Consider the following 17,478-nt stretch of genomic DNA (forward strand, 5'->3'; position numbering starts at 1 on the left):
TCCCTGTCTTGCACCAGCGCGCAGGGCGTCCGCATGATGCACCGTCTCTTAACGTTCAAGGAGTATTTGATGAAGCAAAGGAATCGTTGGGCCTTCGGGCTCTCGTCCATCGCCGTGCTGGCCCTGGCGGGCTGCGCCGCCTATTCGTCGGGCCCGTCTGCCACGGCCAAGCTGGAGCCCACGCGCGGCAGCACCACCTCGGGCACGGTGGCGTTTGCCCAGTCCGGCGACGTGGTGAAGGTGTCGGGCGAGGTCCGCGGGCTCAAGCCGGGCGCCGAACACGGTTTCCATATCCATGAAAAGGGCGACTGCTCCAGCGGCGACGGCATGAGCGCCGGCGGCCACTTCAACCCGGGCGGCAAGCCGCACGGCCACCACGGCGCGGGCGAGCACCACACGGGTGACCTGCCCAGCCTGAAGGCGGATGCCAACGGCGTGGCCACCTTCAGCTTCGAGTCGCGAACGATCCGCGTGGGCAGCACGGCCAACGACATCGTGGGCAAGGGCCTGATCGTGCACCGCGACCCCGACGACTACAAGACCCAGCCCACGGGCAACGCCGGCCCGCGCCTGGCCTGCGCTGTCATCGCAGCGAAGTAGAGACCGCCGAAAAAGGAAAAGACGGCGCGCCGGCAGGGCGCGTCCGGCACACGACCCGCTCGCCGCGACCTCGGCCAGCGGGTCGTTTCCTTTGCGGGTGTCAGGCCCGGCGCGCGGCCAGGATGCGCTCGGCCCGCGCGAGGTCCTGCACCGTGTCGATGTCCGTCACCGTGCCTTCGTCCTGCACGTCCACGGTCCGGACCCCGCCCCGCAGCGTCTGCTGGCGCACCACGCCGGCAGCGCCCTGTTCGCCGGAGAGCGCCAGCAGATCCGGCAGGCACGGCGCGGCAAAAGCCACCGGATGGCCGCGTTCTCCGTGGAACAGCGGAATGGCCACCGCGCAGCGCCCCAGGGCCGCCGCCATGGTGCGCAGCGTCGCGGGCTGGACCAGCGGCAGGTCGCCGGGCAGCACCAGCCAGCCGCCCGCCCCCGCCGTGGCGCGCACGGCCGCCGCGATCGAATCGCCCATGCCTGGATGGCCCGCGTCCTCGAGGTGCCAGGCGAGCCCGCTGGCACGCACGGCGTTCAGGGTGTGCTCCAGCACCGGCAGCCCGGCCAGCAGCGCGCGCAGCTTGTGCACCTGGCCGCCGGAGGCCGCGAAACGCGCGCCCCGGCCGGAGGCCAGCACCAGCACGACGGGCACCGGCGGCCCGTCCGGCTTCATGGGGGGGGTATCGGCGAGGTGCGGGGTGGACATTGCCAGCATGCTACGGCAACGCGGCCGCCGCGCGCCTCAGGCCAGCGTAGAGCCGCCGTCCACCACCAGGTGGTGGACGCGGATGAAGCTGGCGGCGCCCGGCAGCTGGAACAGCACTGGCGCCGCCATCTCGTGCGCCAGCGCGGGGCGGCCCGCCGGGGACGCCTGCAGCAGGGCGCGTGCCGGTGATGGCATGCCCCCTCCTTCCCTGCCCTCCCCGGGCGCCAACGCCGTCAGGCGAGCTTGAACGGCAGCTCGCGCGGGGTCTTGCCCGTGAGTTGCGCGATGGCGTTGGCGAACGCCGGCGCCAGCGGCGGCAGGCCGGGCTCGCCCATGCCCTTGGGTGGGTCGGCGCTGGGCACGATGTGCACCGTCACCTGCGGCATGTCGGTGATGCGCGGCACGGCAAAGTCGCCAAAATTGCTCTGCTCCACCACGCCGTCCTTGAGCGTGATGGCGCCGCCGGGCAGGCACATCGACAGGCCCATCAGCGCCGCGCCCTGCACCTGGGCTTCCACGCTCTTGGGGTTGACCACCAGGTTGCAGTGCACGCCGGCCGTGATCGTGTGCAGCTTGGGCGTGCCGTCCTTGACGGAGGCCTCGACCACATAGGCGACCACCGACTCGAACGATTCATGCACCGCCACGCCCCAGGCGCGGCCGGCCGCCAGCTTCTTCCTGCCGTAGCCCGACTGGGCCACGGCCAGCTGCAGCGCGGCCTTGTGGCGGGGGTGCTTGTCGCCCATCAGGGCCATGCGGTAGGCCACGGGGTCTTGCTTCGTGGTGCGCGCCACTTCGTCGATGAGGGTTTCCATGGCGTAGGCCGTGTGGGTGGAGCCCACGCTGCGCCACCACAGCACCGGCACGTTCACGTCGGGGTGGTGCACCGACAGCTTCATGGGCACGTTGTACGGCTCGCCCATGCCCTCGGTGGTCGTGGCGTCGATGCCGTTCTTGACCATGAAGGCCTCGAACGGCGAACCCTTGGTGATGGACTGACCGACGATGGTGTGGTCCCACGCCAGGATCTTGCCCTGTGCGTCGAACCCGATTTCGGCGCGGTGCACGTGCATGGGGCGGTAGTAGCCGCCCTTGATGTCGTCCTCGCGGCTCCAGAGGGTGCGCACCGGCGCGGTGATGCCCGCCGTGCGCGCGGCCTTGGCCACGCCGCAGGCCTCCACCACGTAGTCGCTGGTGGGGATGGCGCGGCGGCCAAAGCCACCACCGGCCATCTGCGTGTTCACCTTGATGTTCTGCGGCTGCAGGCCCAGGGTTTTGGCGGCGGCCATGGCGTCCAGGCCGGGCATCTGCGTGCCCATCCACAGCTCGGCCTTATCGCCATCGAGCTTCACCGTGCAGTTGAGCGGTTCCATGGGCGCGTGCGCCAGATACGGGAAGACGAACTCGGCGCTGATCTTGTGGGCCGCACCCGCCAGCGGCGCCATGTCGGCCTGCATGGCCACGTTGCCGGGCTTGGCGGCCAGTTCGCGGTACTGCGCCAGCAGTGCCGTGGTGTCGGGCTTGCCCACCGCGCTGGTGTCCCATTCCACCTTTAGAGCGTCGCGCCCCTGCTTGGCGGGCCAGTAACCATCGGCCACGATGGCCACGCCCTCGCCGCCCCGGTCGGTGGGCACGCGCAGCACGGCCTTCACGCCCTTGATGGCCTTGGCGGCGCTGTCGTCCAGCGACTTCAGCTTGGCGCCAAACACGGGCGGGCGGGCCACCACGGCCGTCAGCATGCCGGGCAGGCGCACGTCGATGCCGTAGTCCTGCTGGCCGCTCGACTTGGCCTTGGCATCGAGCCGCCCGGTGGGCTTGCCGATGAGGCGGAACTGCTTGGGGTCCTTCAGGGTGACCTTTTCGGGCACGGGCTGCTTCATGGCCGCTTCGGCCAGCGCGCCGTAGCCCAGCTTCTTGCCGCCAGGGCCGACGACGAAGCCATTGCTGGCGCGCAGTGCCGAGGCATCCACGCCCCACTGCGCCGCGGCGGCCGAGACCAGCATGGCGCGGGTGCGGGCGCCCAGCTCGCGGTACTGGGTGTACGAGTTCTTGATGGAGTTGGAGCCGCCCGTGAGGTGCATGCCCATCATCGGGTCGGCATAGGCCTGGTTGGCATCGCCGTGCACGCTGCGCACCTTGCTCCAGTCGGCGTCCAGCTCCTCGGCCAGGATCATGGGCAGGCCTGTCTGCACGCCCTGGCCGAAGTCCAGGCGGTTGATGGTGACGGTGACCGTGCCATCGGCGTCGATGCGGACAAAGGCTGAAGGCTGCTCGAACGGCTTGAGGCCTGTGGGTGCGGCGGCGGCCCCTGCGCCCTGCGCTGTGGCCACCAGCGGAAACGCGCCCAGGGCAAAGCCCGAAGCCGCCGACACCTTGAGGAAGGTGCGCCGTGCGAGACCTCCGATGCCTTCCATTGCACCGTTTACTCCTGAATTGGTAGCTGCTTGCGCTTTATCCATAAGCGCCAGAAGGTGTTTTGGCATGAAAACATGGGCCTGGCCCTGCAGGGCCTGTGCGTCGAAGTGCATGGTGTTCTCCTTCAATCAAGCCAGGGTCTTGGCAGCGTCATGGATGGCCGCGCGAATGCGCACATAGGTGCCGCAACGGCACACATTGCCCGACATGGCGGCGTCGATGTCGGCGTCGCTCGGCTTCTTCTTGCCCTTGAGCAAGGCGGTGGCGCTCATGATCTGGCCGCTCTGGCAGTAGCCGCATTGCGCCACGTCGTGTTTCACCCAGGCGGCGTGCACGGCCTTGCCCACCTTGTCGCTGGCCGTGACGGCCTCGATGGTGGTGATCTTCTGCCCCGCAGCGGCCGAGATCGGCGTGATGCACGAGCGCACCGGCGCGCCGTTCAGGTGCACCGTGCAGGCCCCGCACAAGGCCTGGCCGCAGCCGAACTTGGTGCCGGTCATGCCCAGCGTGTCGCGCAGGGCCCAGAGGATGGGAGTGGATTCATCGGCATCCACAGCCGTGTCTTTGCCATTGATGTTGAGGGTGGGCATCGCGGGGTTCTCCGTGGGGAAGGTGTTGTTGTGTTGCGGGCGCGGTCAAGGAGACAGGGGGGGCGGCGTCAGCGACGCCATCGGCCGTGAAGGGGTTGGAGCGTGGTGCGTGGCATTTTTAAGAGAATATGAATTCGATTAAAAGATCAACCCCGGGCGGCAAAAAAGCATCGCTGTCTCCCGCTCAGGCCTTCAAGGCGTCCCAGCACAGCCCAAAAGCCATCTGGTGCACGGCGTCTTCGTCGGGCAGCACCTTGGTGCGGATCAGGTTGCCCGTCTCTCGCACCGACCCCACCAGGCTGGCGGTGAGCAGCGGTATCGGCACGGCCTTCAAGATCTCCTGCTGCTGGCCCTCTTCCATGAGCGCAAAAAAACCGGCCATCAGGCGGGTCGAGAATTCGCGGTTGCCCTCGGTGAACCAGGGCGAGTTGTAGTACTGCTCCTGGAACACCACCTCGGCATATTGGTCCAGCCGGTGCCGCAGCAGGTTGCCCCAGGCGCGCCGCACGCGGGCGCGGTAGGGCATGCCGGGCGCGATGCCTTCCATGATGCGGGCGGCCGTGACCGTCTTGGCATCCTGGTAGAGCTGGCTGATGAGTTCATCCTTGGACGGGTAATACACATACAGCGTGCTGGTGGCAATGCCCGCTGCGCGGGCGATGTCGGCCAGGGTCAGGCCGCTCAGGCCCGTCTGGGCCACCAGCTCGAAGGTGGCCTGGGCAATGGCGCGCTGTTTTTCGTCGTCTTTGGGTTTCATCGGTGTGTCAATATAAGCGAATATCCATTCGGCAACAACCGGGGCCACGGAAGGCCCCGCGACGCCACAAAACCGGCGTGCACAATCGTGCCCATGACCACCTCCATCGCCGACCTTCGCAAGAGCTACGAGCGCGCTGAACTCAACGAAGACGCCTCGCACGCCGCCCCCCTGCAGCAGTTTGACCAGTGGCTCCAGGAAGCCATCAGCGCCGAAGTGCCCGAGCCCAACGCCATGACCCTGGCCACCGTGGGCAGCGACCTGCGCCCCAGCACCCGCATCGTGCTCATCAAGGGCTACGACGAGCGCGGCATCGTCTGGTTCACCAACTATGACAGCCGCAAGGGCCGCCAGATCGCGGGCAATCCCTATGCGGCCGTGCAGTTCCACTGGGTGGAGCTGGAACGCGTGGTGCGCATCGAAGGCATTGTGGAGAAAGTCAGCGACGAAGAAAGCGACGCGTATTTCAACAGCCGTCCGCTCGACTCGCGCATCGGCGCCTGGGCCAGTCCGCAAAGCCAGGTGATCTCTGGCCGGGGCGTGCTGGTGGCCAATGCCGCCAGGTACGGCGCGCAGTTCTTGCTGAAACCGCCCCGCCCGCCGCACTGGGGCGGGTACCGCCTGAAGCCGGACCAGTGGGAGTTCTGGCAGGGGCGCAAGAGCCGCCTGCATGACCGGCTGCGGTATCGGATGGATGCGGGGGAGTGGGTGCGGGAGCGCCTGGCGCCCTGAACCTCTCCTGCCCGGCGGCACCAGCACCGACAAGGAGCAGCATGTTTTCGCACATCTTCGTGGGCGTGACGGATTTCGACCGCGCCCTGGCCTTCTACCAGCCGCTGATGGCTGCCCTGGGCGTCGCTCAGCGCTTTGTAGACCCATCCCGCCCCTGGGCCGGCTGGCAGAGCAGCCCCGACCCCCGCCCCCTCTTTCTCATCGGCATCCCCTTTGAAGGCGCGCACGCGCCGGGCAATGGCCAGATGACGGCTTTTGCCGCCCGCAGCCGCGCGCAGGTGGATGCCGTGCACGCCGCGGCCTTGGCCCATGGCGGCCATTGCGACGGCCCGCCGGGCCTGCGCCCGCAGTACCACGCCCACTACTACGGCGCGTATTTCCGGGATCCCGACGGCAACAAGCTCTGCGTGGCCTGCCACGTCCCCGAGGACGCCTGAGCCACCGCGCCCGATCGCCTTCGCAGGCCGCGTTTACGGCGCTGCCACCACCCAGCGCGTCACCGCCAGGATCACCACCGGCATCGTCACCAGGCCCAGCGCGGTGGACACCGCCACGCTCGCCGTCACCTCGTCCTCGGCCACGCCATAGCGCTGCGCGAACAGAAACACGTTGGCGCCCACGGGCAGCGAGGCCGCCACGATCATCACGGCCAGCGGCAGGCCCGACAGGCCCAGCGCCCAGCCCAGCGCTGCCAGCACGAGGGGGTGCGCCACGCACTTGACCAGGGCGATGCGCATCGCGGCCCTGAAATGGCGTCCCACCCTGGTGAAGGCGAGCGTCACGCCCACCAGCAGCAGCGCGATGGGCCCCAGGGCCTGGCCCAGCAGCAGCAGGGGCTTGTCCACCACCTGCGGCACCACCAGCCCGGTCTGCGCGAACAGCAGGCCCGCGATGATGGGCAGCGGCACGGGGTGCACGATGCCGTTGCGCATGGCCTGCAGCACCGTGCGCCACAGGGGCTGGTGCGCCCCGCCACCGCCGCCGTCCGCGGCCGCATGCTCGCGCGCCGCCGCGAGTTCGAACACCACGGTGGCGGCGGTCAGCAGGATCAGCGAGTGCACCGAGATCAGCGTGAACAGCGTGACCAGGCCCGCGTCGCCAAACACCAGGCCCACCAGCGGCACGCCGATCATGAGCGTGTTGCTGAAGGTGTTGGCCAGGGCCCGCGCCGCCGCCAGGGTGTTGAAGCCCTGCAGCGCCAGCGTGGCCGCATACACGATGCCAAACGCCACGAAGTAGATGCCCACGGGGCCGAAGTCGAGGTCCTGGATGCGCACCGTGCTCATGGTGCGGAACAGCAGCGCGGGCGTGAGCACCATGAACACCAGGTTGGCCAGGTCCTTCACCGCGGCCGCCCGTATCCAGCCGCGCTGCCCCACGTAGAAGCCGAGGGCGATGAACAGGATGACGGGGATCAGCGAGGTGAAGACGGCGGAGTTCAAGATCAGAAACCAACGGCGGACAGGTGGGCGCGTATTGTGCGCCTGGCCGGCGGGCCCCGGGCTCCGGGGTGCTATATTTTCGATAGCTGGCGGCGCAAGTGGATACAGCGCCAGATGGCATTTTGGCCTGATTCAATGCGCGTGCAAGGCAGCGTCCGTCTGCGCGGACCCGCCCGCCGGGCCTGGCGCCCTCCTGTATTCTGGAACACCGCCCTGCCCCCTGCGTCCATGAAGTTCGCCGCCTTCTTCCGCAACCTGAACCTCGGCCATGGACATGCACCGTCGCGCATGGCACTGGAAAGCGCGTTCTTGCAAGCTGGCGCTGATGAGGCCGCCTCGTTCCAGACCAATGGCACGGTCGCCTTCAGCGCGCGCGGCGTGCGGCCCGCGCAGGGGATTGTCCGCACGGTGCAGCGGTCGCTGCGCGGCGGGCATGGATTCGATGAACCCGTGTTTCTGCGCAGCATGGCCTATCTGCACACGCTGCTGGCGCGCGATCCGTTCGAGGGCATGGCCAAGGCGCCGCCCATCTACGACTTCTACGTGACCTTCCTGCACGACGGCGCGAAGCTGCTGCCCCCGCTGCCCACCTGCAATGCCCGCGAGGACGTGCGCGTGCTGCTCTACACCGGCTCCGAGGCCCTGTCGTACAACCACCTTGTCGGCAAGACCATGGGAAACCCGAACGTCTTTGCCGAGCAGCAGCTCGGCCTGCCGGCCACCACGCGCACCTGGGGCACGGTGGCCCGGCTGGTGCGCAAGCACGGCTGACAAGGCCAGGGGCCCGCGCCCGCGCTCAGGCCCTTGCCGGCCCTTCGCCCGTGTGCGGCGGGCCGCGCGGCGACAGCAGCTGCAGCACGCCCTCCAGCCCCTGCACCTGGTGGTCGGCCAGCTCCCAGGGCCGCACGCCGGGCCGCACGGTCTGCACGGTGGTGGCCCCCAGCGCGCGCCCGGCCGCGAGTTCGGACAAGGGGTTGTCGCCGATCACCAGCGCGTGCCGGGGTGCGCAGCCTTCGCGCGCCAGGATCTGCTCGAAAATCGGCTGCTTGCCGTGCGGTGCGCCATCGCTCGCCGGGCGGTCGTCCACCGCGTCGATGAACACCTGTTCAAACCAGGGCCGGATGCCCAGGGCGTCGATCTTGCTGTCCTGCAGGCGCCGAAAGCCGCTGGTGACCAGGTAGCGCCGCAGGGGAATGCGCGGCAGCAGGCCGATGTCGGGGTAGCCGTGCAGCGGGGCGCGCACCTGCAATTGGCTGAACTGCCGCCAGCCCGCCGCGCGCATGGCCGGGGTGAAGCGGTAGCGCTCGGCCACCAGGTCAAACGCCGTGAACCAGCATTGGTACAGGGCCTGCTCCAGCATGGCGGGGGCCAGCGCCCCCTGGTTGGCCTGCCGGATGGCCTCGAACGCGGGCTCGAACAGCGGCCCCACGGCCCGTGCGTCGAGCAGGCAGTTGTCCAGATCGAAAATCGCTACGGCGCAGTGCTCCATCGTGCGCTCACCCCGCCACCACGGACACCCCGTGGTCCGCCAGCGTCAGGCTCACGGGGGCGCCCACGTCCAAGGGCGACTTCACCAGGGGCGAGACCACGAAAATCTCGCCCAGCGCGCTGGCGAAGGTGTATTCCATGATGCTGCCCAGGTAGGTGCGCTTGGTCAGCCGCGCGGCCACGCCGGTGGCGGTGGCGGGCCCGATGACCCAGGCCTCGGGCCGCACCGCGATCTTCACCGGGCCGGAGGCCAGCGAGGCGGGAGACGGCACGCGCAGCGGGCCGAACTCGGCATGGCTGGCGCCCGCCGGGCCGCCGGCGTGGTTGCGGCCCTCGAACAGCATGGCCTCGCCCATGAAGCCCGCCACGAACTCGGACGCGGGCTGCTCGTACAGCTCGCTGGGCGCGCCGCGCTGGGCGATGGCGCCCTTGTTCATCACCATGATCTGGTCGCTGACCGCCAGGGCCTCGCTCTGGTCGTGGGTGACGTAGGCCACCGTCAGCCGCAGGCGCTGCTGCAGCGTGCGGATTTCCTCGCGCATGGAGCGCCGCAGGCGTGCGTCCAGGTTGGACAGCGGCTCGTCGAACAGCAGCACCGCCGGCTCCAGCGCCAGCGCCCGGGCCAGCGCCACGCGCTGCTGCTGCCCGCCCGAGAGCTCGTGGGGCCTGCGCAGGTCCAGGCCGTGCAGGCCCACGGTGTCGAGCATGGCGCGCGCCTTCTCGCGGGCCGGCCCCTTCTTCATGTCCGACATGGCGAGGCCATAGCACACGTTGTCGATGACGTTCATGTGCGGAAACAGCGCATAGCTCTGGAACACCAGGCTCACATTGCGCTGCGCGGGGCCGAGGGCGGTCACATCCTGGCCTTCGATGAGGATGCGCCCCGAGGTCGGGGACTCGAGCCCGGCGATCATGCGCAGCGTGGTCGTCTTGCCGCAGCCCGAAGGGCCCAGGATGGTGGTGAGCGTGCCGCGCGGCACGGTGAAGCTGATGTGGTCCACGGCCAGCGGGTCATGGCTGCCGGGGCCATAGCGCTTGCTCACGCCCTGGAATTCAATGCCGTGGGAATCGGGGTTCGTCATGGTGGGCATGCGTGAAGGTGTCCGAAAGCCTGTTCAAAGTCCTGCTGGAGCCGCGCGAGCACTTTGCCGGGATGCGATGCCAGGTCCGGGACTGGTGGGTGAAAAAAACCGAAAGCCGGCATGGGTGGGACGGCATGCGCTCAGCCCCAGGCCAGCAGGGCGTCCACGCCGATGACCTGGCCCTGGTCGAGGCGGTTGAACAGCGTGACCTCGGCGCCCATGGCCTCGGCGATCTGGCGGCAGATCGACAGCCCCAGGCCCACGCCGCCCTTGCCGGCGGAAAACGGCTGGAACAGCCGCTGGCGCACGGCGTCGTCGATGCCCGGGCCTTCGTCCCACACCAGCACCTCCTTGTGGCCAGTGCTGTCGCGCAGCAGCACGCCCAGCCGCCCGTGCGCGGGCGTGTGGTGGATGGCGTTGGCCAGCAGGTTGCGCATGAGCTCGCCCAGCAGGGCGGCGTCGCCGGGGGCCCACAGCGCCTCGGGGCCCTCGAGCGCGAAATCCAGGCGCTTGGCGGCGATCAGCGGCGCCAGCTCCATGACGGCCTCGCGCGCGATGGCGTTCAGGTCCACGCTGGGCAGCTCGCCCACACGCTTGAGCTGCTCCACCTTGCTCAGGCTCAGCAGCTGGTTGGCCAGGCCGGAGGCCCGGTCCACCGTGTGCAACATCTGGTGCAGCGCATCGGCGACCAGCACGTCGCCGGAAATGGCCGACTGCAGCTGCGTGCGCAGCACCGCCATGGGGGTGCGCAGCTGGTGCGTGGCATCGGCCAGAAAGCGCCGCTGCTCGTCGATCCAGCGGCTCTGGCTTTGCTGCAGCTCGCCAAAGTGCCGCACGGCGGGCGCCAGCTCCGAGGGGCCTTCGTCGCCGTGGTCCGGGTTCCCGGCGCCCGGCCGGGTGAGCGACACATCGGCATGGAGCAGCCAGCCCGATGCCACGCGCGACACCACCACCACCATGGCCGTCATGGCCAGCGCCAGCAGGTACATCCCGCCCACGCCCGCCCCGCCGACGGCCAGGCTGGGCAGCCGGGGCGCGCGTTCGCTCCAGGGGCGGGCCACCTGTCGCACCACCACGGGGGCGGCGCCCTGCCCTCCTTGCGCCACCGGGGGCGGGTGCAGCGTGACCGCCACCCGCACCAGCTGGTCCCCCGCCTGCGCCAGGTAGAAATGCACATTGCCCGGGCCCCGCGCGGCTTCGGCGGGGGGCACGCGCGGCAGGGCGGCGCTGCCGGCCAGGCGCTCGCCATCCAGGTTGCTTTCGCGATACCAGACCGGCGTGGAGCCATGCGCCGTGGGCAGTGTGTCGGGCGGCGCCACGGGCCAGTCCGCCAGCGCCGCGCGCAGTGCATCGTCCTGCGCGGCGGCATCGTGCCGCACCTGCTGTGCCACCTGCACCAGGGTGATCAGCGCCACCAGCGCCCACAGTGGAACCAGCAGCCACACCAGCAGCAGCCGGTGCAGCGAACCGCCCCGGGGGCGCCACGGCCGCCACCACCTGCGCACACTCACCGGGGTACCCCGCCCTTGTCCGATTTGTCGCCTTTTTGCGCGGCCATGCTGTCGGCGTCGCACAGCAGGTAGCCCACGCCGCGCAGGGTCACGATCTCGGCATTGGTGCCCACCAATTTCTTGCGCAGGCGGTGCACCACCACCTCCACCGCGTCGGCCTGCACCTGCTCGCCCGTGTCGGCGAACACCTGCGTGCGCAGCTCTTCCTTGCTCACCACGCGGTCGATGCGCGACATCAGGAGCCGCAGCAGCTCGGCTTCGCGCTGCGACAGGTCCAGCGGCAGCGCCTCGTTGTAGAACACGCCGCTGGCCGGGTCGCGGTAGAGCGCGCCGCAGCGCAGCTGCCCGTCGCGCCCCACCCGCCGCGTCAGGGCCCGCAGGCGCGCCACCAGCTCGTCCAGGTCGAAGGGCTTGGCCAGGTAGTCGTCGGCCCCGGCCTCCAGCCCGGCCACGCGGTCGGTCACCGCGGCGCGGGCCGTCAGCGCCAGCACGGGCGTGGTGCTGCCGCCGTCGCGCAGGCGCCGCAGCACCTCCAGGCCGTCCAGGCCCGGCAGCGACAGGTCGAGCGTGATCACGTCGAAGGCCGTGCGCCGCGCCGCGGCCAGGGCCTCCTTGCCATCCGCGCAGCACAGCACCTCGAAGCCGCGCGCCACCAGGCTGCGGCTCAGGGCTCCGGCCAGGTCAAAATCGTCCTCCACCAACAGCAGTTTCATCCCGCGATCATGCCCTCCCGCCGGGGGGGCCGGCCACTGTGCTTCTACGGAGGCCGGGTGAAAGCAAGTCGAAAGCGTGCGGAGCGCGGCGCGGGCGGGCGCGGCCCACGGTGGGTGAAACCCCGCCAGCCCGCACAAGGGCCTGTGCTGCCCGCCGCGCCCTGTCCCTTCTCTAGGCCATCCGCGCCTCGATCCGCCTTATTTCCTGAACCGCCAGTTCCGTCAAAGCCTGGGCGCTGAACGGGCGGCCGATCAGCACCGTGTTGTTGTTGTCGGAGGACGCGCACAGCTGGATGCGGTCGGGCTCCCCGCCGGCATCGAAGAGGACGCGGAACACCCGGGTGCTGCGCGCCGGATGCCATTCCACCTTCTGGTGAAAGTAGGTGCACGACACGGCGTTCGCCAACGGCTGGGGCACCAGCCCCAGCGTGTTCACCAGCAACCCATGAAGTGCTTCGCGGTTCATCTGCGTTCCGAAAGAAAAGAAGGCCTGCCGGGCACCTTCGGCAGTGGCCTGAATCGGCCCGCAGGCCCGGACGAACGTGGGCAGCACGAAGATGAAATCCAGCAACCGGGCACCTCGCGCAAGGGGTTGGCGGGATGGTGCGGCGTGCGCCGGCGGCAGCTTGAGCTGGCAGGCCGGTGACGTCAGCGCTGCCCGTGGCGCTTGCCGTCACGGCGCTGCAGCCGCTGGAAGGCCACCATGGCCATCCACACCGCCATGGCCATCAACGCCCATTCGGAAAGGGTTGGTATGGAAGAAGCCGCCACCGCGGCAGACCACACCAGCGAAACAGGGATTGCAGAAGAGGTGCTGGTATCGCTGCCGGCGAAGCCGCATGAATCTGCCACGCCTGCGGTGGAAACGGCGATCCCGCTGCAGAACATGTTGTGCCTTGCTGATGTGGTGCTGGTCTCAAAGAAGGAAAACCGGTCACCGATGCCGTGGGGAGCCGTGCCAGAAATCCAGCGCTGGATCAGAATGTTCACACCCGTGATCGCGCCGCTCGCATCGGTCGTGACGCGGAAGTTCCAGACCCGGACGCTCGGGTCTGCATGGGTGTACGTGGTGAGGCCATCTGAAAAACTGAAGGCCGAGACCAAGGCGCCCAACTGTGCAGACGCCAGGTTGGCGGCCAGCGGCGCGGTGGTCGTGAACGAGCCAGACGTGTTCATCGCCGTGGTGAAGTTCTGGCACGGTGGCGTGCCGCACACCGTGAAGTTTGTGAAACCCGTGTAGTTGCCCGCCGCGGTGGCCACGTAGGTGGTGGACTGCGCTTGAGCCGCCCCCGCTGCGCCCAGCAAACAAGCAAGCGATCCCAGCCACTTCCAGACGATCTTTTTGAACATTTTGGTTTCCACGGTTGGTGAGCACGTTGCGCCGTCCCGGGCACTGGGTCCCCCTTGACTGCGCCGAGCGCCGCCCATGCCAGCCTCGGCGCCTCAGCATGTTACCCGTGCGGGCCGCGCGGTTGCGCCCTGGATCCGGGCCCGGCGTATCCCGCTTGACCCGCCTCTGCCCTGAGCATCGTGACCGGTCTTCTGACCGGCATCTTTGAATTCGTCGCTGAAGTGCCGGTGTTCAGGTGCCAGCGCGCCAAGCTCTGGAGAGCCCGTTTTTCGTCCTGATCAAGGCAAGGCCCCTTGGGTTGGCTGGCGCCAAGCGTGCCCCATCCGTCAAGGCCTGCCACGGTCAACGCGAGGCCGGGATGTCATCGATTGCTATATTTACAATAGCTGCCAGCGCTTGATGAACAGGCGCAGAAGTCCAAAAACATGTTCGATTGCCGGCCTCCATCGGAGGCAGCACATCGACCAGCAGTAACCCCCCCTGGTTCCAGACTGGAAGCACCCCAGCGAAACCACCGAAAACCAGAAGGGGATGAGGAAGGCAAGCCATGCGACAGCCTCGCAGGCAATTGTCCCCGACACGCTTTATGGAAACACGCACACGCCCAATGACTGACTTTTGGCCCGGTACATGGCGGTGTCTGCAGCGCGCAGGTAGTCGTCGACCGTCGCCAGCGTGGATGCGCTGCTGGCCAATCCGATACTCGCACCACTGATCACGGTGTGCCTGCCAATCACGTAAGGCACTTCCAGGGCGGCGGCAATCTGCTCCGCGCGTTGGCTGGCTTCAGCGGGATCAATGGACTCCAGCAGCACATTGAACTCGTCGCCACCCATGCGGGCGACCAGATCCCCCGTCCGCACGCAGGATTCGAGCCGCCGTGCCACCTGTTGCAATAGCTGGTCGCCCACGTGGTGCCCGTAGCTGTCATTGACGGCCTTGAAACTGTTGAGATCCAGCAGCAGCACGGCGAACATCGTGGCTCCATCGCGTGTCGGCATGCCACCACCGTTCGCCACCTCGTTCTGGTGCAGCGCGATGAGATGAGCGAGGCGATCGCGGAACAATGGCCGGCCGGGCAAGTTGGTCAGCGCATCGTAGGAACTGCCACGTTCGGCCAGATCGCTCAAGGAGCCCGCCATGCGCACCGCAACGCCGTCTTCGAACTCGGCGAGCCCGCGCCAATTGACCCACACCAGCCGCCCCGCCCCGTGGAACGCGCGGAAATCCACCGAAAAGTTCGGGCTGTTCCCCGATAGGTGCCTGCGGTAGGCCTCCTGCACGCGCCCGCGATCCTCGGGATCGATGAGCTGCTCAAGAAAGCGCCAGCCTCCGCTATGCACAATATCGGCGCTACCCAGCCCGACGATCTGGAGAAAACGCCCGGACACATGCAGGGCATCCGTTCGCAAGTCCCAATACCAGATGCCGTCATTGGATCCGCGCGTCGCCAGCGAATAGCGGTTTTCGGAGCGCAACAACTCGAGTTCGGTGTTCTTCTGCTGGGTGACGTCGATCATCAGGCCGATCATGCGGTTCGGTCGCCCCGGCTCGACCACTGCACGGCACAGATCGCGCACCCATACCACCTTGCCAGACTTGGCAATCAGCCGGTAGCTCATCTCGTAGGCATGGCTGTGCGTGGCGTTGTAGGCGGCATCGTCGATCACCAAGGCCGCCTCCAGATCATCGGGATGCACATGCGCCCGCCAGAAGCCGGGGTCGGCCCGCCACTCCTCCACGGAGTAGCCGAACAAGCGTTCGACCTGCGGGCTCAGAAAGGTATTGCCCACGCCGATTTCAGCTTCCCAAACCACTCCATCAATGGTTTCCAGCAAGCGCAGAAAGCGCTGGCGAATTTCCACCAGCACCTGCTCGGTGACCTCGGTGATCTCGATCAGGACACCCTGGCGGCTGATCACCCGATCCGCCGCATCCGTCTCCGGGTGGAGCTGCAGACGCACCCAGCGATAGTCCGCGTCGGCAAAGCGCAAGCGGAACACCGGCATGCCCGAGCGCATGGTGCCGATGTCGTCGGGATGCACGAATTCAAGCAAAGACCTGCCAAGCGCCACCGCCACCGAATGGCCGGTGAGCTTGTGCCACGCCGGATTCAGATAAGTGATCTCCCACAGCGCATCGGTTTGCACCACCGCCTCGGGTAACAGTTGCAGCAGCTTTGCGGACGGCGTGGGAGTGGTGGGCATGCAGGGCTGTTGCAAAAAGGGGGGCAAATACATCCAACGGATAGCAAAATCAACCACGTAAGATCAAGTATGGCACGGGTTTATGGCACTTGCGGCCCCGTTGTTTCGGTGGTTTGGTGCAGCGATAGGGTGCAAGCCAGCAACGCCCTCCCCCTGCGGGCGCTCGTGCACATCACGACGGCATCGCCCGTCAGAACGCCACGTTCACGCCCACCGTCAGATTGCGCCTTACCAACGGCCCGGCAGTCTTGACAAAGGATGTAGGTGCGTAGGCCAGCCAACCCGTCCGGTTGTCGGCCTTGAGGGTGCGACTGCCACGGCGCACCGCTGCTGAACTGGCTGTGGGCGGTCGGACACCTTGTACAGCAGCGGCTTGTGCAGCGCTCAGGCCCTGCAGCGTCATCTGCTGGACCATCTCCAGGCGACGGGCAAACGTAAGTCGGGCGCGCTTATGGATGTTCATTCGGTTGGGTGTCCTGAGTCGACTGGGTGTTTGGCGACTTCCAGTCTCTCAACCCAATCCGGATGAACACCGGATACAACCTATTGAATCCTCACATCTAGCCAGGGTGGCCATGTGGTTCTTCAAACCGAGGCAGCTGCCGCAGTTCTTCGACCCGCATTCCCTGTTTGCTCATCACGCGCGGCACCAAGAACGCTCTCCACCGCTGCTCAAATGCGTCCACCTGCTGCTGGTAGCGCGTGTGGCTGTCCACATCTGTGCCGGCGAGCCGTTCGCCATATAGCGCCAGCGCCAGGCCGGGTGACAGCCATGACCATGCCGACACCTGTTGGGCTTGCCGTACACGGCTTTGGCGGAACTGTTCCACCAAGGGCTGCAGCGTTTCGTCCTGGTCCAGCACGCGCACTACAAAGCTGGCGGGCCATGCAGCGGGCTGTTGCGCGGGGATGTGCGGGTGTTCGTCGTACCAGGCTTCGGCCAGCGCCTGCTCGTTGTCCTCGGCCTGGTGCTGTGCGTCGCGCAGGGCCACCACGGCTGACAGGCGCGATGGCAGGGGCGCGGCTTTTTGCGCCAGCAACACCAGACCCGCGGGCACGGCAAACGTCAACGCCAGCCACAGCCCCAGCGCAGCCAGTATGCTGGTGGCGCCGCTGATGGGCAGGCACGACAAGATGCCGCCCAGTGCCACCCACAACGCGCAGAACGCGCCCAGCGCGGCAGCCCACTGCAAGGCGACCGCAGCGGTGGCACCAGGGTCCAGCAGCAGCGCCGGCATGGTGGCTGCCACCGCAACCATCCACAGCGCCAGCAGCCTCCAGCCCAGAGCGGCGAGCAGGATGGGGCCGATGCCGTAGTGCGACTGCACCCGCAGCAGGCCCAGCCGGCCCTGCTCACGCTCTTCCTGCAGCAGCCCGGCGCACAGCACCAGGGCCACCAGCGGCAGCAGCAGCGCCACCATGGCTGGCAGGCCGGGCAAACCGGTGTCCGTGAGCAAAGGGTTGCGCAGCGGACCCGGGTCGCGCGAATCGACATGCCGGGTGTCGAGCGACGCCTTGGTGCGCGACGGCAAGACCTGCAGCCGCTGCACGCCCAGCGCCAGGCCTGCCTCTACCGGCATGCGGGTGACGCCCAGATCGCTGCGGCCCAGCTGGTAGGTGGCGGTGGCACTGGCCGCGCTGGGTGCGGGGCTGGCCTGCAGGCGCAGTTGCTGGGCGTGCAGTTTGTCGGCGAATGCGGTTTCGTCCTGCGCTGCGGCTTGGCGCCAGGCTCGGGCGTCCAGGCCCGCCACGGTGGCAGAGGCCAACAGCACCAGCAAAAGCGCGGCCAGCGCCCACCACGCCACGGGTTGGCGGTACAAGCGCAGGCCCTCGGCCTGCCAATGGATGAGGCGTGGATATGGCATGCGACGGGTTGTGGTTGTAGTGGTGACA

18 protein-coding genes and 1 pseudogene are annotated in these 17,478 nt (G+C 68.1%); 4 read left to right on the plus strand and 15 right to left on the minus strand.

Annotated features, from left to right (window positions below):
• Nucleotides 1–69: 69 nt before the first annotated feature.
• Complete coding sequence (locus AC07PV_RS02565; RefSeq protein WP_218295017.1) at nt 70–600, plus strand: superoxide dismutase family protein; 531 nt, start codon at nt 70–72, stop codon at nt 598–600.
• Nucleotides 601–700: 100 nt separating this feature from the next.
• Here AC07PV_RS02565 and AC07PV_RS02570 read toward each other — a convergent pair whose 3' ends face one another.
• From AC07PV_RS02570 to AC07PV_RS02590, 5 genes are all read right to left on the minus strand, one after another.
• Nucleotides 701–1,297 (minus strand): nucleotidyltransferase family protein, encoded by a 597-nt coding sequence (locus AC07PV_RS02570; protein ID WP_494600378.1) that lies wholly within the window; start codon nt 1,295–1,297, stop codon nt 701–703.
• A gap of 36 nt (nt 1,298–1,333) precedes the next feature.
• Complete coding sequence (locus AC07PV_RS02575) at nt 1,334–1,492, minus strand: hypothetical protein (RefSeq protein ID WP_494600379.1); 159 nt, start codon at nt 1,490–1,492, stop codon at nt 1,334–1,336.
• A gap of 38 nt (nt 1,493–1,530) precedes the next feature.
• Complete coding sequence (locus AC07PV_RS02580; RefSeq protein WP_494629284.1) at nt 1,531–3,711, minus strand: xanthine dehydrogenase family protein molybdopterin-binding subunit; 2,181 nt, start codon at nt 3,709–3,711, stop codon at nt 1,531–1,533.
• A 129-nt stretch (nt 3,712–3,840) separates the two neighbouring features.
• Nucleotides 3,841–4,302 (minus strand): (2Fe-2S)-binding protein, encoded by a 462-nt coding sequence (locus tag AC07PV_RS02585; protein ID WP_192425055.1) that lies wholly within the window; start codon nt 4,300–4,302, stop codon nt 3,841–3,843.
• Nucleotides 4,303–4,486: 184 nt separating this feature from the next.
• The gene (locus AC07PV_RS02590; RefSeq protein ID WP_192425053.1) at nt 4,487–5,059 is read right to left on the minus strand and encodes a TetR/AcrR family transcriptional regulator; all 573 of its coding nucleotides are present in this window, start codon (nt 5,057–5,059) and stop codon (nt 4,487–4,489) included.
• A gap of 93 nt (nt 5,060–5,152) precedes the next feature.
• On the opposite strand from AC07PV_RS02590, the gene pdxH reads away from it, so the two are divergent.
• A complete protein-coding gene (gene pdxH, locus AC07PV_RS02595; RefSeq protein ID WP_492245959.1) occupies nt 5,153–5,791 on the plus strand; it encodes a pyridoxamine 5'-phosphate oxidase in 639 nt (212 codons plus the stop codon).
• A gap of 41 nt (nt 5,792–5,832) precedes the next feature.
• The gene (locus AC07PV_RS02600) at nt 5,833–6,228 is read left to right on the plus strand and encodes a VOC family protein (RefSeq protein WP_492245958.1); all 396 of its coding nucleotides are present in this window, start codon (nt 5,833–5,835) and stop codon (nt 6,226–6,228) included.
• Nucleotides 6,229–6,261: 33 nt separating this feature from the next.
• Here AC07PV_RS02600 and AC07PV_RS02605 read toward each other — a convergent pair whose 3' ends face one another.
• Nucleotides 6,262–7,233 (minus strand): AEC family transporter, encoded by a 972-nt coding sequence (locus AC07PV_RS02605; RefSeq protein ID WP_369642456.1) that lies wholly within the window; start codon nt 7,231–7,233, stop codon nt 6,262–6,264.
• A 228-nt stretch (nt 7,234–7,461) separates the two neighbouring features.
• Between AC07PV_RS02605 and AC07PV_RS02610 the strand changes: the two genes are divergently transcribed.
• The gene (locus tag AC07PV_RS02610) at nt 7,462–8,004 is read left to right on the plus strand and encodes a DUF1697 domain-containing protein (RefSeq protein ID WP_492245956.1); all 543 of its coding nucleotides are present in this window, start codon (nt 7,462–7,464) and stop codon (nt 8,002–8,004) included.
• A gap of 25 nt (nt 8,005–8,029) precedes the next feature.
• On the opposite strand, the gene AC07PV_RS02615 is transcribed toward AC07PV_RS02610, so the two are convergent.
• From AC07PV_RS02615 to AC07PV_RS02655, 9 genes and pseudogenes are all read right to left on the minus strand, one after another.
• Nucleotides 8,030–8,722 (minus strand): HAD family hydrolase, encoded by a 693-nt coding sequence (locus tag AC07PV_RS02615; RefSeq protein ID WP_494598193.1) that lies wholly within the window; start codon nt 8,720–8,722, stop codon nt 8,030–8,032.
• A 7-nt stretch (nt 8,723–8,729) separates the two neighbouring features.
• Complete coding sequence (locus tag AC07PV_RS02620) at nt 8,730–9,803, minus strand: ABC transporter ATP-binding protein (protein WP_494629286.1); 1,074 nt, start codon at nt 9,801–9,803, stop codon at nt 8,730–8,732.
• A 140-nt stretch (nt 9,804–9,943) separates the two neighbouring features.
• Nucleotides 9,944–11,314, minus strand: coding sequence for a sensor histidine kinase (locus AC07PV_RS02625; protein WP_494629287.1), 1,371 nt, complete (start codon nt 11,312–11,314; stop codon nt 9,944–9,946).
• Nucleotides 11,311–12,027: a response regulator transcription factor gene (locus AC07PV_RS02630; RefSeq protein WP_218295027.1), complete on the minus strand. Its 717-nt coding sequence runs from the start codon at nt 12,025–12,027 to the stop codon at nt 11,311–11,313. Before AC07PV_RS02630 ends, AC07PV_RS02625 begins: the two co-directional genes overlap by 4 nt.
• Nucleotides 12,028–12,199: 172 nt before the next feature.
• Entirely contained in the window at nt 12,200–12,598 is a 399-nt protein-coding gene (locus AC07PV_RS02635) for a hypothetical protein (protein WP_494629289.1), read from the minus strand.
• Between the two features lie 77 nt (nt 12,599–12,675).
• On the minus strand, nt 12,676–13,377 hold the full coding sequence (locus AC07PV_RS02640) for an IPTL-CTERM sorting domain-containing protein (RefSeq protein ID WP_494629290.1): 702 nt from the start codon (nt 13,375–13,377) through the stop codon (nt 12,676–12,678).
• A 585-nt stretch (nt 13,378–13,962) separates the two neighbouring features.
• Nucleotides 13,963–15,585: a PAS domain-containing protein gene (locus tag AC07PV_RS02645; protein ID WP_369642450.1), complete on the minus strand. Its 1,623-nt coding sequence runs from the start codon at nt 15,583–15,585 to the stop codon at nt 13,963–13,965.
• A gap of 340 nt (nt 15,586–15,925) precedes the next feature.
• Nucleotides 15,926–16,048: pseudogene (locus tag AC07PV_RS02650) on the minus strand (IS481 family transposase); the annotation flags it as partial.
• Nucleotides 16,049–16,145: 97 nt separating this feature from the next.
• On the minus strand, nt 16,146–17,450 hold the full coding sequence (locus tag AC07PV_RS02655; protein ID WP_494629292.1) for a DUF3526 domain-containing protein: 1,305 nt from the start codon (nt 17,448–17,450) through the stop codon (nt 16,146–16,148).
• Between the last annotated feature and the right edge of the window lie 28 nt (nt 17,451–17,478).

The sequence above is a fragment of the Acidovorax sp. GW821-FHT09A11 genome, assembly GCF_059418365.1.

Coding starts and splice junctions, on each gene's coding strand:
- AC07PV_RS02610 (WP_492245956.1), top strand. CDS start 7,462: ATGAAGTTCGCCGCCTTCTTCCGCAACCTGAACCTCGGCCATGGACAT.
- AC07PV_RS02620 (WP_494629286.1), bottom strand. CDS start 9,803: ATGACGAACCCCGATTCCCACGGCATTGAATTCCAGGGCGTGAGCAAG.
- AC07PV_RS02640 (WP_494629290.1), bottom strand. CDS start 13,377: ATGTTCAAAAAGATCGTCTGGAAGTGGCTGGGATCGCTTGCTTGTTTG.
- AC07PV_RS02565 (WP_218295017.1), top strand. CDS start 70: ATGAAGCAAAGGAATCGTTGGGCCTTCGGGCTCTCGTCCATCGCCGTG.
- AC07PV_RS02645 (WP_369642450.1), bottom strand. CDS start 15,585: ATGCCCACCACTCCCACGCCGTCCGCAAAGCTGCTGCAACTGTTACCC.
- AC07PV_RS02655 (WP_494629292.1), bottom strand. CDS start 17,450: ATGCCATATCCACGCCTCATCCATTGGCAGGCCGAGGGCCTGCGCTTG.
- AC07PV_RS02630 (WP_218295027.1), bottom strand. CDS start 12,027: ATGAAACTGCTGTTGGTGGAGGACGATTTTGACCTGGCCGGAGCCCTG.
- AC07PV_RS02590 (WP_192425053.1), bottom strand. CDS start 5,059: ATGAAACCCAAAGACGACGAAAAACAGCGCGCCATTGCCCAGGCCACC.
- AC07PV_RS02575 (WP_494600379.1), bottom strand. CDS start 1,492: ATGCCATCACCGGCACGCGCCCTGCTGCAGGCGTCCCCGGCGGGCCGC.
- pdxH (WP_492245959.1), top strand. CDS start 5,153: ATGACCACCTCCATCGCCGACCTTCGCAAGAGCTACGAGCGCGCTGAA.
- AC07PV_RS02570 (WP_494600378.1), bottom strand. CDS start 1,297: ATGTCCACCCCGCACCTCGCCGATACCCCCCCCATGAAGCCGGACGGG.
- AC07PV_RS02585 (WP_192425055.1), bottom strand. CDS start 4,302: ATGCCCACCCTCAACATCAATGGCAAAGACACGGCTGTGGATGCCGAT.
- AC07PV_RS02615 (WP_494598193.1), bottom strand. CDS start 8,722: ATGGAGCACTGCGCCGTAGCGATTTTCGATCTGGACAACTGCCTGCTC.
- AC07PV_RS02600 (WP_492245958.1), top strand. CDS start 5,833: ATGTTTTCGCACATCTTCGTGGGCGTGACGGATTTCGACCGCGCCCTG.
- AC07PV_RS02580 (WP_494629284.1), bottom strand. CDS start 3,711: ATGGAAGGCATCGGAGGTCTCGCACGGCGCACCTTCCTCAAGGTGTCG.